The sequence below is a fragment of the Rhodanobacter sp. FW106-PBR-R2A-2-24 genome (assembly GCF_058789615.1).
Genome location: NZ_JBYTBV010000002.1, coordinates 2,701,771 through 2,715,775, shown reverse-complemented (window position 1 = coordinate 2,715,775; position 14,005 = coordinate 2,701,771). Strand labels below are relative to the sequence as shown.

The 14,005-nt window shown below is 65.9% G+C and carries 15 protein-coding genes; 10 read left to right on the top strand and 5 right to left on the bottom strand.

The window, feature by feature from the left end:
* Positions 1 to 15: 15 nt before the first annotated feature.
* Positions 16 to 246 (bottom strand): glutaredoxin family protein, encoded by a 231-nt coding sequence (locus AC3WQA_RS13520; protein ID WP_492675565.1) that lies wholly within the window; start codon positions 244 to 246, stop codon positions 16 to 18.
* Positions 247 to 311: 65 nt separating this feature from the next.
* On the opposite strand from AC3WQA_RS13520, the gene AC3WQA_RS13515 reads away from it, so the two are divergent.
* The 8 genes from AC3WQA_RS13515 (at position 312) to AC3WQA_RS13480 (ending at position 8,558) form a co-directional block, all read left to right on the top strand.
* Entirely contained in the window at positions 312 to 1,694 is a 1,383-nt protein-coding gene (locus AC3WQA_RS13515; RefSeq protein ID WP_492675564.1) for an L-serine ammonia-lyase, read from the top strand.
* Positions 1,695 to 2,406: 712 nt separating this feature from the next.
* On the top strand, positions 2,407 to 3,420 hold the full coding sequence (locus tag AC3WQA_RS13510) for an IS30 family transposase (protein WP_492673427.1): 1,014 nt from the start codon (positions 2,407 to 2,409) through the stop codon (positions 3,418 to 3,420).
* 2 nt (positions 3,421 to 3,422) lie between these two features.
* The gene (locus tag AC3WQA_RS13505; protein WP_492675563.1) at positions 3,423 to 3,815 is read left to right on the top strand and encodes a hypothetical protein; all 393 of its coding nucleotides are present in this window, start codon (positions 3,423 to 3,425) and stop codon (positions 3,813 to 3,815) included.
* A 15-nt stretch (positions 3,816 to 3,830) separates the two neighbouring features.
* Positions 3,831 to 4,001, top strand: coding sequence for a hypothetical protein (locus AC3WQA_RS13500; RefSeq protein ID WP_492675562.1), 171 nt, complete (start codon positions 3,831 to 3,833; stop codon positions 3,999 to 4,001).
* 73 nt (positions 4,002 to 4,074) lie between these two features.
* Entirely contained in the window at positions 4,075 to 4,680 is a 606-nt protein-coding gene (locus tag AC3WQA_RS13495) for a hypothetical protein (protein ID WP_492675561.1), read from the top strand.
* Between the two features lie 15 nt (positions 4,681 to 4,695).
* Positions 4,696 to 6,120 (top strand): phospholipase effector Tle1 domain-containing protein, encoded by a 1,425-nt coding sequence (locus tag AC3WQA_RS13490; RefSeq protein ID WP_492675560.1) that lies wholly within the window; start codon positions 4,696 to 4,698, stop codon positions 6,118 to 6,120.
* A gap of 6 nt (positions 6,121 to 6,126) precedes the next feature.
* On the top strand, positions 6,127 to 6,714 hold the full coding sequence (locus AC3WQA_RS13485; RefSeq protein ID WP_492675559.1) for a hypothetical protein: 588 nt from the start codon (positions 6,127 to 6,129) through the stop codon (positions 6,712 to 6,714).
* A gap of 173 nt (positions 6,715 to 6,887) precedes the next feature.
* Positions 6,888 to 8,558, top strand: a complete 1,671-nt coding sequence (locus AC3WQA_RS13480; RefSeq protein WP_492675558.1) for an APC family permease — start codon at positions 6,888 to 6,890, stop codon at positions 8,556 to 8,558.
* Positions 8,559 to 8,646: 88 nt separating this feature from the next.
* Here the strand turns inward: AC3WQA_RS13480 and AC3WQA_RS13475 are convergent, their stop codons facing one another.
* A complete protein-coding gene (locus AC3WQA_RS13475; RefSeq protein WP_492675557.1) occupies positions 8,647 to 8,988 on the bottom strand; it encodes an MGMT family protein in 342 nt (113 codons plus the stop codon).
* A 70-nt stretch (positions 8,989 to 9,058) separates the two neighbouring features.
* Between AC3WQA_RS13475 and AC3WQA_RS13470 the strand changes: the two genes are divergently transcribed.
* Positions 9,059 to 9,466 (top strand): hypothetical protein, encoded by a 408-nt coding sequence (locus AC3WQA_RS13470; RefSeq protein WP_492675556.1) that lies wholly within the window; start codon positions 9,059 to 9,061, stop codon positions 9,464 to 9,466.
* A 193-nt stretch (positions 9,467 to 9,659) separates the two neighbouring features.
* On the opposite strand, the gene AC3WQA_RS13465 is transcribed toward AC3WQA_RS13470, so the two are convergent.
* Entirely contained in the window at positions 9,660 to 10,784 is a 1,125-nt protein-coding gene (locus AC3WQA_RS13465) for an inorganic phosphate transporter (protein WP_492675555.1), read from the bottom strand.
* Positions 10,785 to 10,794: 10 nt separating this feature from the next.
* A complete protein-coding gene (locus AC3WQA_RS13460) occupies positions 10,795 to 11,424 on the bottom strand; it encodes a DUF47 domain-containing protein (protein ID WP_492675554.1) in 630 nt (209 codons plus the stop codon).
* Between the two features lie 302 nt (positions 11,425 to 11,726).
* Here AC3WQA_RS13460 and AC3WQA_RS13455 point away from each other — a divergent pair, with 302 nt between their 5' ends.
* Positions 11,727 to 13,046: a hemolysin family protein gene (locus tag AC3WQA_RS13455; RefSeq protein ID WP_492676363.1), complete on the top strand. Its 1,320-nt coding sequence runs from the start codon at positions 11,727 to 11,729 to the stop codon at positions 13,044 to 13,046.
* Between the two features lie 140 nt (positions 13,047 to 13,186).
* On the opposite strand, the gene AC3WQA_RS13450 is transcribed toward AC3WQA_RS13455, so the two are convergent.
* On the bottom strand, positions 13,187 to 13,996 hold the full coding sequence (locus tag AC3WQA_RS13450) for an RNA methyltransferase (protein ID WP_492675553.1): 810 nt from the start codon (positions 13,994 to 13,996) through the stop codon (positions 13,187 to 13,189).
* Positions 13,997 to 14,005 lie beyond the last annotated feature (9 nt).

Genomic DNA, 14,005 nt, shown 5'->3' with positions numbered 1-14,005 from the left:
CGCCGCGCGCAGTGGTCACATATCGAGGAAAGCCCGCACTGCCGCCGCATCGAACGGCCAGTCCAGCTCGCGCCCATCACGCTCATCGCGCAACACCGGCACGCGCGTGCCGTAGCGTTGCTCCAGCGCGTCGCTGTCGTCCACCCAGCGGCTCTCGAACTCCGGTGCCAGCGCCTGCGCCATGACCTCCAGCGCGAGGTCGCACAGGTGGCAGTAGTCGCGCTGGTAGAGGATCAGGTCAGACATTCGGCTGCGGATGGTCGATACCGCTCGTAGAATAGCCTTCTTTTTCCCCACCCCGCGAGCAGCGCATGGCCGTCAGCGTCTTCGACATCTTCAAGATCGGCATCGGACCATCCTCCTCGCACACGGTCGGGCCGATGCGCGCCACCGCGCGCTTCACCGAACACTGGCTGGAGGAAAAAGGCGTGCTGGATCGCGTGGCGCGCGTGCGCGGCGAACTGTACGGCTCGCTGGCGCTCACCGGTCGCGGCCACGGCACCGACAAGGCCGTGCTGCTGGGCTTCGAGGGCCAGCACCCCGACACCGTCGACCCCGATGCCATCCCCGGCATCCTCGAACGCATCCGCGGCAGCGGCCGCATCCGCCTGCTGGGCAAGCACGAGATCGGCTTCGACGAGAAACGCGACCTGGTGTTCAACAAGCGCGAGAAGCTGCCCTTCCACACCAACGGCATGCGCTTCACCGCGTATGACGAGGCCGGCAACGAGCTGGCCACGCGCGACTACTACTCCGTCGGCGGCGGCTTCGTGGTGAACACCGACGAGGCGGCCGAAGACCGCATCGTGGCTGACACCACCGCCCAGCCCTATCCGTTCAACAACGGCGAGGAACTCCTGGCGCAGTGCGCAAAGCACGGTCTTTCCATCGCGCAGCTGATGCTGGCCAACGAAGGCGTGTGGCGCAGCGAGGCCGAAGTGCGCGCCGGCATCCTCACCATCTGGAAGGCGATGGCCGACGGCGTGGCGCGCGGCCTGCGCTCGCCCGGCACCCTGCCCGGCGGCCTGCACGTGGCGCGGCGCGCACCGGCGATGGCCGAGGAACTGCGCAAGACGCCCGAAGCTTCGCTGAAAGACCCGCTCACCATCCTGGACTGGGTGAATCTCTACGCGCTGGCGATGAACGAGGAAAACGCCGCCGGCGGCCGCGTGGTCACCGCGCCCACCAATGGCGCTGCCGGCATCATCCCCGCCGTGGGCCACTACTACCTGCGCTTCTGCCCCAAGGCCGACGAGGCCGGCATCGTGGAATACCTGCTCACCGCTGGCGCCATCGGCATCCTATACAAGGAAAACGCCTCGATTTCCGGCGCCGAGGTCGGCTGCCAGGGCGAAGTCGGCGTGGCCTGCTCGATGGCCGCCGGCGGCCTCACCGCCGCGCTCGGCGGCACGATCCACCAGGTGGAAAACGCCGCCGAAATCGGCATGGAACACAACCTCGGCCTCACCTGCGATCCGATCGGCGGCCTGGTACAGATCCCCTGCATCGAACGCAACGCGATGGGCTCGGTCAAGGCGATCAACGCCAGCCGCATGGCGCTGAAGAGCGACGGCAAGCACCGCGTCAGCCTCGACAAGGTCATCAAGACCATGCGCGACACTGGCCGCGACATGAAGGACAAGTACAAGGAAACCTCGCGCGGCGGCCTGGCGGTCAACGTCATCGAGTGCTGAAGCCAATCGAGGCCGCTGCACCCTGATGGCAGGCGACCAGTCTTAAGCAGCAGCCAAGACGCGGTCGAACCATAGGCGCACCCCGACAGATTCCAGAGACAAGTACCGTGACGATCAGGGCGACGTCATCCCTGCGCCGATACACACCAGCTGAGCAAGGAACGCTGCCATGGACTCCCACGACAAGCCGGGCCCAGACGGCATCCAGGACGACGGCGTGCCCTGTGCGGATGCCACCGACCGCCTGCCCGCTTGCTCCGAAACAATGCCAGCAACTGGCTTCGTTCAAGGTGCCGGTATTACTGCGCGCCGACAACCCGCACGAGCGTCTGTTCGCGGCGGCATTGGACGACAAGACTTCCGATTTGGGGCGTGCCATCTTTCACATACAGCGACTGCCAGATGGATGGAACCATGCCTAACCGATCCCCGTTTTTTCGCGCCACCTTGCCGACCGCCGCTCTCCTCCTGCTGACCACGGGGTGCCAGCCCGTCATGTCCACCCGGCCTGATGCACCGAAGGGGCACGCAGTGGCTTCATCCATGTTCCCGTTGAAGTTCTACGATCATGCGTTCGCTGCTTACTGCTACAACACGGTGCGCTGCCATGTGATCTACGCCAACATGAACCTCACGCCCTACAAGGCGGATATACAGGGCCGTCTCAAACTCCACGTGCAACACCTTGCCGATTCTGACATAGGCTGTTGCGATGAGAACGTACAACGAACTGACCCTGGAAGAGCGAGTGGAGATTCAGCGCCGCTTGGAGGCGGGTGACAGCCTGCGTGCCATTGGCCGCTCGCTGGGACGTGCGACGAGCACGATCAGTCGCGAGCGCCGCCGGGCACGTGTCGACCCGGCGAACTACAAGGCGCAGGCGGCGCATCAGCGTAGTCGGGAATGCCGGAGCAAACCGCGCGTGACGCGAAAACTGGACGACCCTGCGCTGTGGGAAACCGTGCAGGCGCTGTTGCGGGCACGCTGGTCGCCGGAGCAGATCGCCGGGATACTGGCGAGGGCCTTTCCTGACGCGGCGAGCTATCGGGTGTCTCACGAAACGATCTACACCGCGGTGTACCTGGTGCCGCGCGGCGAACTGCGCAAGGAGTTGATCGACTGCCTGCGCCAAGGCCGCAGCACGCGCAAGCCACGCACGCGCGGGATGGATCGACGCGGCCAGATACCGAACATGCAGAGCATCCACGTACGTCCACCGGAAGTGGCGGATCGCTTGATTCCCGGACACTGGGAGGGCGACCTGATCAAGGGCGCCGGCAACCGTTCGTCCGTGGGGACACTGGTCGAACGCACCAGCGGCTTCGTGGTGCTGGCCAAGATGAGCAGCGCCAGCGCAGCCGACGTACTGGAGAGTTTTGGCAAGGCGCTGAAGAGCATCCCTGAAGCCTTGCGCAAGACGCTGACATACGACCAGGGTAAGGAGATGAGCTACCACGACGCCCTGACCTTGCGTACCGGCGTGCAGGTGTACTTCGCCGACCCGCACAGCCCCTGGCAGCGCGGCAGCAACGAGAACACCAATGGCCTGCTTCGACAGTACCTGCCCAAGGGCACCGACCTGTCGGTCTACAGCCAGGACGAGCTCAACCAGATCGCCCTCAGCCTCAACACCCGACCGCGAAAGCGTCATCAATTCCGTACCCCGCTGGAGGTCTACAACGACCACCTGAGGCTCGCCGAAGCAAGCGCCGGAACAATTCATTGATCATGTTGCACGTGGACCTTGAAACCGCCCAGCCTTCGCCACCACCGCCATCACCGAATTACAGGGAGCGCTGGAGGCTGGCCGGGTATCTCGGTATCCGCAACTTCCCGCCGCCCGCCGAAGTGAGGTGGACATCGCTGGATGGCTCTACGCACGAGGCCAAGGTGGATATCGGCGCCATCTTCAAGGATCAGCGTGTGCTGTACCACGTGCCGGATTCGGAAATACCGGATGGCTCTTGGGGAGGGGCGCCCGGCATCTATCTTGAGATCAACGACCGCACCATCAACGTGTACATGCGTGCGTTCATTGCCACCAAGACGGAACAGGTTCCAGGCAACAAAGACAGTGATTTTCGCGACGATGTCATCCTCGCGTGGACCCACACCTACTGAGCAAGGAACGCTGCCATGGGCTCCCACGACAAGCTTGATCCGGACGGCATCCAGGACGACGGGGTGCCCTATGCGGATGCCACCGGCCAACTGTCCACCTACGCCGAAGCACGCCAGCAACTGGCCACGTTCCAGGTACCGGTATTGCTGCACGCCAACAACCCGCACGAGCGTCTGTTTGTGTAGGCATTGGACGACAAGACTTTCGATTTGGGGCGTGCCATCTTTCACATACAGCGACTGCCAGATGGATGGAACCATGCCTAATCGATCCCCGTTTTTTCGCGCCACCTTGCCGACCGCCGCTCTCCTCCTGCTGACCACGGGGTGCCAGCCCGTCATGTCCACCCAGCCTGATGCACCGAAGGGGCACGCAGTGGCTTCATCCATGTTCCCGTTGAAGTTCTACAACCATGCGTTTGCGGCGTACTGCTACAACACGGTGCGCTGCCACGTGATCTACGCCAACATGAATCTCACGCCCTACAAGGCGGATATACAGCCTTCGCCACCACCGCCATCACCGAATTACAGGGAGCGCTGGAGGCTGGCCGGGTATCTCGGTATCCGCAACTTCCCGCCGCCCGCCGAAGTGAGGTGGACATCGCTGGATGGCTCTACGCACGAGGCCAAAGTGGATATCGGCGCCATCTTCAAGGATCAGCGGGTGCTGTACCACGTGCCGGATTCGGAAATACCGGATGGCTCTTGGGGAGGGGCGCCCGGCATCTATCTTGAGATCAACGACCGCACCATCAACGTGTACATGCGTGCGTTCATTGCCACCAAGACGGAACAGGTTCCAGGCAACAAAGACAGTGATTTTCGCGACGATGTCATCCTCGCGTGGACCCACACCTACTGAGCAAGGAACGCTGCCATGGGCTCCCACGACAAGCTTGATCCGGACGGCATCCAGGACGACGGGGTGCCCTATGCGGATGCCACCGGCCGACTGTCCGCCTACGCCGAAGCACGCCAGCAACTGGCCACGTTCCAGATACCGGTATTGCTGCACGCCAACAACCCGCACGAGCGTCTGTTCGTGGCGGCGATGGATGGTACCGGCAACGACATGGTCAACGACCCGGAACACATCACCAATGTAGGGTTGACGGTCAGGCAGATACAGACCAGCAACAATCCGAGTATCGGCTACGGCTATGTCTCCGGCCCCGGCACCGAGCAGCACGCCCCGTTCGTCAAGCTCCTGGACAACATGACTGGCTACACCGTTGATGAACGCGCCGAAGGTATGTATCTGCAGTTCATCGAGCAAGCAAAGCACTGGCGCAACGAAGACCCGCACGCCCAAATCCGCGTCGCCAGCATCGGCTTCAGCCGCGGTGCCGAGGTGGAAGCGCTGTTTGCACGCATCGTGGAAGAGCGCGGCATCCAGGATCCCACCGGTGCCCATTACACCTACGGCTCCCGACATCAGATCACCTCCGTCGAATACACCAAGCCAGCCCTGATCGGCGCGCATGAAGTGGCGCAGGCTGTGGCGCTGTTCGACCCGGTGGGTACCGGTCACGCCATGAACGAGGATCGCCGCCTGCCGCCGTCGGTGATTTCCGGCATCCAGTTCACGGCACTGGACGAGCACCGCAGTCTGTTCAAATCCGACCGCCTCATCGACCCCGGCATCACGCCGGATGGCCGCTTCGCCGGGGTCTACGTGCCGGGTGCGCATTCGGATGTGGGTGGTGGTTATCACCGCGATGGCCTGGCGGTACGCACCGGCAATCTCGCGGTCGATTACTTGAACGGATTGAGCGATCGGCCGTTCCTCGAAAAGGGCGTTGAGCCGGATGATCCGCGTCTGGACGTGATCCACGATTCGCGCAAGGGCATGCTGATCTACGAGCTCACGCCGCGTATCAACCGTCTTGACACCGACGGTTACGTAACGCGGGAGGTGCCACGCAGCGAGATGGGGCGCATACCCAACCCGTACGATGCCGAGCCACGCAACGAGGCCCTGAGCCGGCAATTTGAGCGCCAACTCATGCCGAATGCGCCCGTGCCGGATGCGCTGGCGCGACAGCCGAATACGCCGCAAAGCGCATTCGACCAGTGGCTGGATCGCCTCTATGTGGCCGCGCAAAACCCGGACAACGGTGTGTGGGATCAGGCGCGGCACGAGGCGGCGCAAGCTTACCTGTGCACACCAGATGGGCAACAGTTCCAGCAGCAGGCCCACGACCTGAATCGCGACTGGGACTTGCAGCAGGCCGCGCAGCTGGCGCAGCAGCAAGCGCTCCAGCAGCAGACGCATCAGCAATCCCAGGGCTTCTGCCTGTAACTTCACGTGAGCATCGAACGCATGGACGGCAATACGGAGCAGGTTCAACAGTCGTTGGCGAAACTGCTGGCCGTCGTGGATCGACTCGACGACCGCAACCTGCAGTCCGTGCAGCGGATCGAGGCGGCGACGGCGGCCTTGGAACAGGGGGTTGGCCGGCTGAATGGCGGCGGCGAGCAATTCGCGCAGCAAGCCTTGCAGCGCATTGGCGCCGATACCCAGCGGGCCATTGCGCAGGGCGCCGGCCAGGCCGTGGCGGGTTTCCAGCACCAGTTGCAGCAAGCCTCGAACAGCATGCAATCGGCGGTGCGGGCCATGGACGAGCAACGCGCAGGACTGGCGGCAGCGCGCCGCTCCATGGTCTGGATGGGGGCAGTGGCCTTGCTGGCGGGGTCGCTGTTGGCCGCAGGTGGCGCTGCATGGATCGCGCACCGGAGCATGCAGGAGGTTGAGCAGGCGCATTTTGGCAGGGACATCCTGCAAGCCACCCAGAGCGGCGCAATCACGCGCTGTGGGGAGTCGCTATGCGCGCGGGTTGGCAAGCAGCCGCAGCGCTTCGGCAAGCACGGCGAGTATGCAACGCTGCAACCTTGATCGACTTGCTTCGTCGTAAAAGGGCACGCGCCAAACAGCCCATCCCCCAGCATCACCCTCGTGGTATCGCACGCACTGCAACGCGTGGAGCGTTCGCCGCGTGACAAGCATGGCGCAAGTTTGCAACCATTCACCTTTCAGCGGACACGCGATGCGTGCCCAGAGGTGTCTTCATGTCTCCCCACAGCTCGATCCGCCGCGACGTCGGCCCGTTCGCCCTGATGCTCACCGGCCTGGGCTCGATCATCGGCTCGGGCTGGTTGTTCGGCGCCTGGCGCGCGGCGCAGATCGCCGGCCCTGGCGCGGTCTGGGCTTGGGTGATCGGCGCGGTCATCATCCTGTTCATCGCGCTGACCTACGCCGAGCTGGGCGCGATGTTCCCCGAATCCGGCGGCATGGTGCGTTACGGCCATTACTCGCACGGCTCGCTGGTGGGCTTCATCGCGGCCTGGGCGAACTGGATCGCCATCGTCTCGGTGATCCCGGTGGAGGCCGAGGCCTCGGCGCAGTACATGTCCTCGTGGAAGTGGGACTGGGCGAAGAACCTCTACCACCAGGCGCCGGGCGGCCACGGCGAACTGAGCCACGCCGGCCTCGCCATCGCGGCGGTGCTGGTGATCGGCTACTTCCTCTTGAACTACTGGAGCGTGAAGCTGTTTGCGCGCTCCAACACCGCGATCACCCTGTTCAAGCTGGTGATCCCCGCGCTCACCGCCGTGCTGCTGATGATGAGCGGCTTCCACCCCGAGAACTTCAGCGTCGGCATCCACGGCGAAGTGCATGCCACCGATTTCGCCGCGGTGCTCACCGCCGTGGCCATCGCCGGTATCGTGTTCAGCTTCAACGGCTTCCAGAGCCCGGTGAATCTCGCCGGCGAGGCGAAGAACCCCGGCAAGAGCATCCCCTTCGCCATCGTCTGCTCGATCGTGCTGGCCACGGTGATCTACGTGCTGCTGCAGGTGTCCTTCATCGGCGCGGTGCCGCGCGAGATGCTGGCCAACGTGGGCTGGCACGGTATCGACTTCAGCTCGCCGTTCGCCGATCTGGCCATCATCCTCGGCCTGCACTGGCTGGCCACGCTGCTGTTCATCGACGCCGTCATCAGCCCCAGCGGCACCGGCATGACCTACACCGCCACCACCGCGCGCATGCTCTACGGCATGGAGCGCAACGGCACGCTGCCGAAGATCCTCGGCCGCGTGCATCCGCAGTGGGGCGTGCCGCGCCCGGCGATGTGGGTGAACCTGGCGGTGTCGTTCCTGTTCCTGTTCTTCTTCCGTGGCTGGGGCACGCTGGCGGCGGTGATCTCGGTGGCCACGATCATCTCCTACCTGACCGGCCCGGTCAGCGTAATGACCCTGCGCCGCACCGCGCCAGGCCTGCTGCGCCCGCTGCGTCTTTCGGGCCTGCCGGTGCTGGCCGGCATCGCCTTCGTGATGTCCACCGAGCTGCTGTACTGGGCGAAGTGGCCGCTGACCGGCGAGATCATCCTGTTGATGGTCGTGGCACTGCCGATCTACTTCTACTACCAGGCCAAGGCCGGCTGGCACGACTTCGGCCGGCAGCTGAAGGGCGCCTGGTGGCTGATTGCCTACCTGCCCACCATCGCCTTCGTCTCCTGGGCCGGCAGCACCACCTTCGGCGGCAAGGGCTACCTGCCCTACGGTTGGGATCTCGTGGTGGTCGGCGTGATCGGCTTGGTGTTCTACCTGTGGGGCGTGGCCTCCGGCTGGCGCACGCCGTCGGTGGAGGCGGCCGAGCGCGAGGCTGCCGCGCACCCGGACGCACCGCTGGTGCCGCCGGATGAAACCATGGCGGAGCGCCTCGCTAGGCAGGGCGGCTGAGCGCCTGCGAAAACCCGAACGTCCGTGCCGATTCCCGCGCGACGACGTTCGGTTTTTTTCACTAGCTGACGGCCACGCGCCTAGCCGCCTAGCCGCCTAGCACCCCCCACAGCACGCGATCCAGGTCGGCATCCAGTCCGAATGCCGACAGCGCCACGCGCCCGTTCCTCACCTCCACGCCCTCGGCCCGCAAGCGCCGCACTTGTTCGCGGAAAGCCCGGCTGCCCTTGGGCAGGGCGATCTCGCCCGAGGCGCGCAGCACACGGAACCAGGGCAGTTCCATGCCGGCGGGCGTCTCCCCCAGCAATCTGCCGACCAGCCGCGCGCGCCCCGGCACCCCGGCCCGGGCGGCAATGGCGCCATAGCTGGCCACGCGTCCGGGCGGGATCGCGGCGATGGCGGCATAGATGCGCGCACGACTGTCTTGCATGGCGTTGACCGGCACTGAACGATGGACGTGCCAGAGTAGCAGCGTGATCCGTTCCCTCCGGGAGCCTGCCATGCACCACTTTGAAGCCGTACGTTCCCACGTAGGCAGCCTGCATGCGCTGCGCCAGAGCGATCCCTACCTCATCAGCTTCGACCTCGACCTGCCACAAGGGCGCCGGCAAAGCATGTACCTGGCCGAGCTGGAGGACGACGCCGGCTACCGCTGCCTGCGCATCTCCACGCCGGTCTGCCCGCTGGTCGGCACCGATCCGCAGCGCTGCCTGCGCTTCAACTGGGAACAACGCTGCGGCTACCTGGCCATCGCCGACCTGGACGGCACACCCTACCTGCACCTGTGCGAAAACCGCCCCTATCGCCTGTTGGACGAAGGCGAGCTGCGGCGGGTGATCGCGGAACTCGGGCGGCTGGCCGGCGAGCTTGGCCAACTGGTCGCCGGCGGACGCTGCCGCCGGCACTGACTCAGGGCCCGTGAAAAATCGCACGTCGTCGCGAGGGCGTCGCCGGGCGCCCCTGGCTGGGCGCACGGCGTGAAAACCAGGGCATTTGGTGCAGCCCATGACCGCCGCTTTCGCGCAGCGGGCCGCCGCCAAAGGCGCCGCGACAGCTGCAACGGAAGGGCGATTTTTTCGCCGGCTCGCAGTCGAACCCGCTTCAGCCGAACGCGCGGGCGAGCACGACGAAACCCCAGGCGATCAGCGAGGTGATCGGCAGGGTGAGTATCCACGCCCACACCATGCGCTCCACCACCGACCAGCGGATGGCGTTGGAGCGCTTGGCCGAACCCACGCCCATGATGGCCGAGGACACCACGTGGGTGGTGGACACCGGCAAGCCGAAGTGCGAGGCCACCAGAATCACGATCGCCGAACTGCCCTCGGCGGCGAAGCCGTTGATCGGGTGCAGCTTCACCATCTTGTGGCCCAGCGTCTTGATGATGCGCCAGCCACCGCCGGCGGTGCCGGCCGCCATGGTCAACGCGCACACCACCGCCACCCACGCCGGCACCACGAAACCGCCGTGGGCGCCACCCTGGATGCGCAGGAAATGCAGCCATGCCGGCAGGTGATCGAACTGCCCCGCCGCGGTGGCGCTGGCCAGCGCCAGCGCGATGATGCCCATGCTCTTCTGCGCGTCGTTCATGCCGTGAGCCAGGCCCATGGCGCTGGCCGAGACGATCTGCGCCTTGCCGAAAAAACCGTTGACGAAGGGCGTGCGCCCAAGCAGGCGCAACCAGCCGCCGCGCCGCGAGAACCACGCCAGCAGCGCATACAAGCCGCCCATCAGCACGAAACCGAGCACCAGACCCGCGATGGGCGAGGCCACCATCGGCACCACCACCTTGGGGATCACGCCCTTGCCCAGCCACCAGTGCGCCCCGCCCTGCGCCCACACCACCGCATTGAAATGACCGCCCGCCTCGGCGAGCGCGGCGCCCACCAGCGCGCCCACCAAGGCGTGGCTGGAACTGGATGGCAGGCCCAGCCACCAGGTGATGAGGTTCCAGACGATGGCCGCGAGCAGCGCGCAGATGAGCAGTTGCGGCCCAGCCTCCACCACGCCGGTATTGACGATGCCGGCGGCGATGGTGGCCGCCACCGCCGTCCCCCACAGCGCGCCGATGAGGTTGGTGATCGCCGCCAGCAGCACCGCCTGGCCCGGCGTGAGCACCTTGGTCGCCACCACCGTGGCGATGGAGTTCGCCGTGTCGTGGAAGCCGTTGATGTAGGTGAAGACCAGTGCGATCAGCACTACCGTCACCACGAGTCCGAGGCTCATGGGCGAGGCCTTAGGAATTCTTCAGCACGATCGAATAGACGATGTTGCCAACGTCACGGCACTTGTCGATCGCCTTCTCGATCAGCTCGAACAGGTCCTTCGCCAGCATCGCCTTCATCGCATCGTTGCCCTCGACGTAGAGCGTGTGGTACGGCGACAACAGCATGCGGTCACCTTCGGACTCCAGCGCCTGCAGGCGATCCTGCAGCTTCTTCACCGGGTCGATGCGCAGGCCGCGGCGCAGCTCGCCGATCATCTCGGCCACCACCGTGGCGGAGCGCTCCAGCACCTGCGCGCGCTGGGCGAAATCCACGCCATCGAGTCGCGCGGCGACGATGGCATAGCGCTCGGCGAACTTCTCCACCGTCTTGGGAATCTTGTACAGCGCGGAGTTCAGCGCCTCGATGTCCTCGCGATCCAGCGCAGTGACGAAGGTGTTGACCAGTTCCTCGCTGATCTGCGCAGCCAGCGACTTCTCGCGCGCCCGGGTGGCGGTAAAGGCGGCCATCACCGGGCTCTGGTCGGCCTGGGTGACCAGTGCATGCAGCGCCTTGGCGCTCTCGTGCGCCGCCTCGGCGCTCTGTTCCAGCAGGCCGTAGAACTTGTCACCCTTGCCGAAGATGGTTTGCAATGAAAACATGCGGGCCGCACCTGAAAGTCGAGTGGCGCAATGTTACAGGACGGCGACATCGCACCGCAGCACGATGTGCGCAGGCGCCGCGCCATGCGCCGTCGCCCGACAAGCTTTTCAAGAGCTTGCGGTGCAACGCACCAGTACGGCGCGGTCCCTTTCACCGTGCGGCAAAGCACTGCCGCTACACTTTCGCCCATGAGCCTTGCCCCGTCACCCTCGAAAACCGACCAGGCCCATCCGCGCCCGGTCGCGGGCCACGCCCCCTTGCGCAGCGCCCTGTCCGCCGCATGCAGACGTTGCCGCCCGCCATGCTGAGCGAAATCGCGTTCATCCTCGTGCTGGCGCTGTGCAACGGCTTCTTTGCGCTGTCGGAGATGGCGCTGGTGGCATCGCGCAAGAGTCGCCTGAAACAGCTGGCGCGCAGCAGCCGGCGCGCCGCGCTGGCGCTGCGTCATGCCGAGCATCCCGAATACTTCCTCTCCACCATCCAGGTCGGCATCACCCTGGTGATGCTGATTACCGGCGCACTGGCCGGCGACGCACTGGGCGGGCACATCGCCAACCTGCTGCGCAGCGGCCGTGCCATGTGGCTGGAGCCCTACGCGCGCATCATCGGTGTGGCGCTGGGTTTCGTGCTGATCTCCTTCATCCAGATCGTGGTGGGCGAACTGGTGCCCAAACGCATCGCACTGGCCGCGCCGGAAAAACTGTCCGCCGCCGTGGCCATCCCGATGCTGGTGCTGTCGCGCATCACCGCGCCCTTCGTATGGCTGCTCAACACTTCCAGCAGCCTGCTGCTGCGCCTGCTGCGCATCCACAACCGCGGCCACGCCGCCGCCAGCGAAGAGGAAATCCGCCTGCTGGTGGCCGAAAGCGCCGAACAAGGCGTACTGGACGCCGACGAGCACGCCATGGTCAACCGCGTGCTGCGCCTGGGCGACCGCAGCGTGGACAGCGTGATGACTCCGCGCGTGCGCATCGCCTGGCTGGACACCGCCGCGACGCGCGAGGAAAACGTGGCCGTACTGCGGCAGACACCCTACTCGCGCTACCCGGTGTACCGCGGCGACGAGCGCGAGGTGGTGGGCGTGGTCGAGGTGAAACGCCTGCTGCAATCCTTCGCCGAAGGCCACCCGCAGCTGTTCAACCACCTCGCCAAGCCACTCTACGTGCCCACCACCGCGCGCGCGCTCGACCTGCTGGAAGAATTCCGCGACGCCGAAACCCCGCTGGCCCTGGTGGTGGACGAATACGGCGACATCGAGGGCCTGGTCACCGTCAACGACCTGCTCGCCGCCGTGGTCGGCGCCAGCCAGCTCGGCCACGGCGAGGCCGCCGCCGACGCCCCCATCGTCGAGCGCGCCGACGGCAGCTGGCTGATCGACGGCAGCCTGCCCACCGACGACCTGCGCGAACTACTCAAGGTCGAGCGCCTGCCCGGCGAGGACGAGCACGACTTCCGCACCGCCGCCGGCATGGTCACCGCCGCGCTGGGCCACCTGCCGCAGACCGGCGAAACCTACGCCTGGCACGGCACCCGCTTCGAAGTGGTGGATCTGGACGGCGCGCGCATCGACAAGCTGCTGGTGACGCGCGAAGCGAAGGCGGAGCAGGAGGAGGACGGCTAACGTCTTGGCGAGAGCAGAGGCGAGCCACGGAAGCGTTTGGCGAGACTCAAAGGCGAGCAAGAGCCCGTATTGATGCCCCTGAAAGGGCTTCCTGCCCTTTCAGGGGCTCGTCCCATCCGGTGAAGCCGGATGGGGCTCCGTCAATCAGGCGATGCCTGATTGACGTGCGATCCCTCCGTGGATCGCGGCGATGCTGGCGCGGCCCGCGCCAGCATCGCCATGCGCTGCGCGTCGGCGAGGATGCCGTGCAGCACGCGCAGCTCGCGCTGGTCGGGCTGGGCGCGCTGGAACAGCTTGCGCAGCCGCAACATGATGGTTTCCGGCGAGCGGCCCTTGTGGAAGTCGATGTCGTCCAGCGTGGCGGCGAGGTGTTCGTAGAAACGCTCCATCTGCGCGGCGTCCGCGGGCGGCTCGTCGTGCGCCGGCGGAGCTGCGGGCAGCTCGTCGCCCAGCATCGCCAGGCGCAGCTCGTAGGCCATCACCTGCACCGCCTGCGCGAGGTTCAGCGAGCTGTAATCCTCCACGCTGGGAATGCGCACCATCGCGTGGCAGGTCGCCAGTTCGTCGTTCTCCAGCCCCGTGCGCTCGTTGCCGAACAGCACCGCCACCTGCTCGCCGCGCGCGGCGGCGGCCAGCGCCTGCAGCGCGCCCTCGCGCGGGGAAAGCTCGGGCAGGTTCACCCCGCGCCGCCGCGCCGACAGGCCCAGCGCGAAGCTCGCCCCGCTCAAGGCACCGGTCAGCGAATCGTGCACGCCGGCTTCGGCCAGCACGCGCACCGCGTTGGCCGCCAGCGCATCCGCCTCACGGTCGGGGAAGCGGTGCGGCGCCACCAGTTCCATCCGGGTGAAACCCATGGTGCGGATCGCCCGCGCCGCGCTGCCGATATTGCCGGGATGCGAGGTGCGCACCAGCACGAAACGGAACAGCGCGGCGAGATCGGTGGCGTTCATCGGCAAAAC

What these genes read in the sequence shown, in the direction of transcription:
- AC3WQA_RS13470 (WP_492675556.1), top strand. Translation starts at nt 9,059, where the DNA reads ATGCACCACTTTGAAGCCGTACGTTCCCACGTAGGCAGCCTGCATGCG.
- AC3WQA_RS13505 (WP_492675563.1), top strand. Translation starts at nt 3,423, where the DNA reads ATGTTGCACGTGGACCTTGAAACCGCCCAGCCTTCGCCACCACCGCCA.
- AC3WQA_RS13455 (WP_492676363.1), top strand. Translation starts at nt 11,727, where the DNA reads ATGCTGAGCGAAATCGCGTTCATCCTCGTGCTGGCGCTGTGCAACGGC.
- AC3WQA_RS13460 (WP_492675554.1), bottom strand. Translation starts at nt 11,424, where the DNA reads ATGTTTTCATTGCAAACCATCTTCGGCAAGGGTGACAAGTTCTACGGC.
- AC3WQA_RS13450 (WP_492675553.1), bottom strand. Translation starts at nt 13,996, where the DNA reads ATGAACGCCACCGATCTCGCCGCGCTGTTCCGTTTCGTGCTGGTGCGC.
- AC3WQA_RS13490 (WP_492675560.1), top strand. Translation starts at nt 4,696, where the DNA reads ATGGGCTCCCACGACAAGCTTGATCCGGACGGCATCCAGGACGACGGG.
- AC3WQA_RS13515 (WP_492675564.1), top strand. Translation starts at nt 312, where the DNA reads ATGGCCGTCAGCGTCTTCGACATCTTCAAGATCGGCATCGGACCATCC.
- AC3WQA_RS13475 (WP_492675557.1), bottom strand. Translation starts at nt 8,988, where the DNA reads ATGCAAGACAGTCGTGCGCGCATCTATGCCGCCATCGCCGCGATCCCG.
- AC3WQA_RS13500 (WP_492675562.1), top strand. Translation starts at nt 3,831, where the DNA reads ATGGGCTCCCACGACAAGCTTGATCCGGACGGCATCCAGGACGACGGG.
- AC3WQA_RS13520 (WP_492675565.1), bottom strand. Translation starts at nt 246, where the DNA reads ATGTCTGACCTGATCCTCTACCAGCGCGACTACTGCCACCTGTGCGAC.
- AC3WQA_RS13480 (WP_492675558.1), top strand. Translation starts at nt 6,888, where the DNA reads ATGTCTCCCCACAGCTCGATCCGCCGCGACGTCGGCCCGTTCGCCCTG.
- AC3WQA_RS13465 (WP_492675555.1), bottom strand. Translation starts at nt 10,784, where the DNA reads ATGAGCCTCGGACTCGTGGTGACGGTAGTGCTGATCGCACTGGTCTTC.
- AC3WQA_RS13495 (WP_492675561.1), top strand. Translation starts at nt 4,075, where the DNA reads ATGCCTAATCGATCCCCGTTTTTTCGCGCCACCTTGCCGACCGCCGCT.
- AC3WQA_RS13510 (WP_492673427.1), top strand. Translation starts at nt 2,407, where the DNA reads ATGAGAACGTACAACGAACTGACCCTGGAAGAGCGAGTGGAGATTCAG.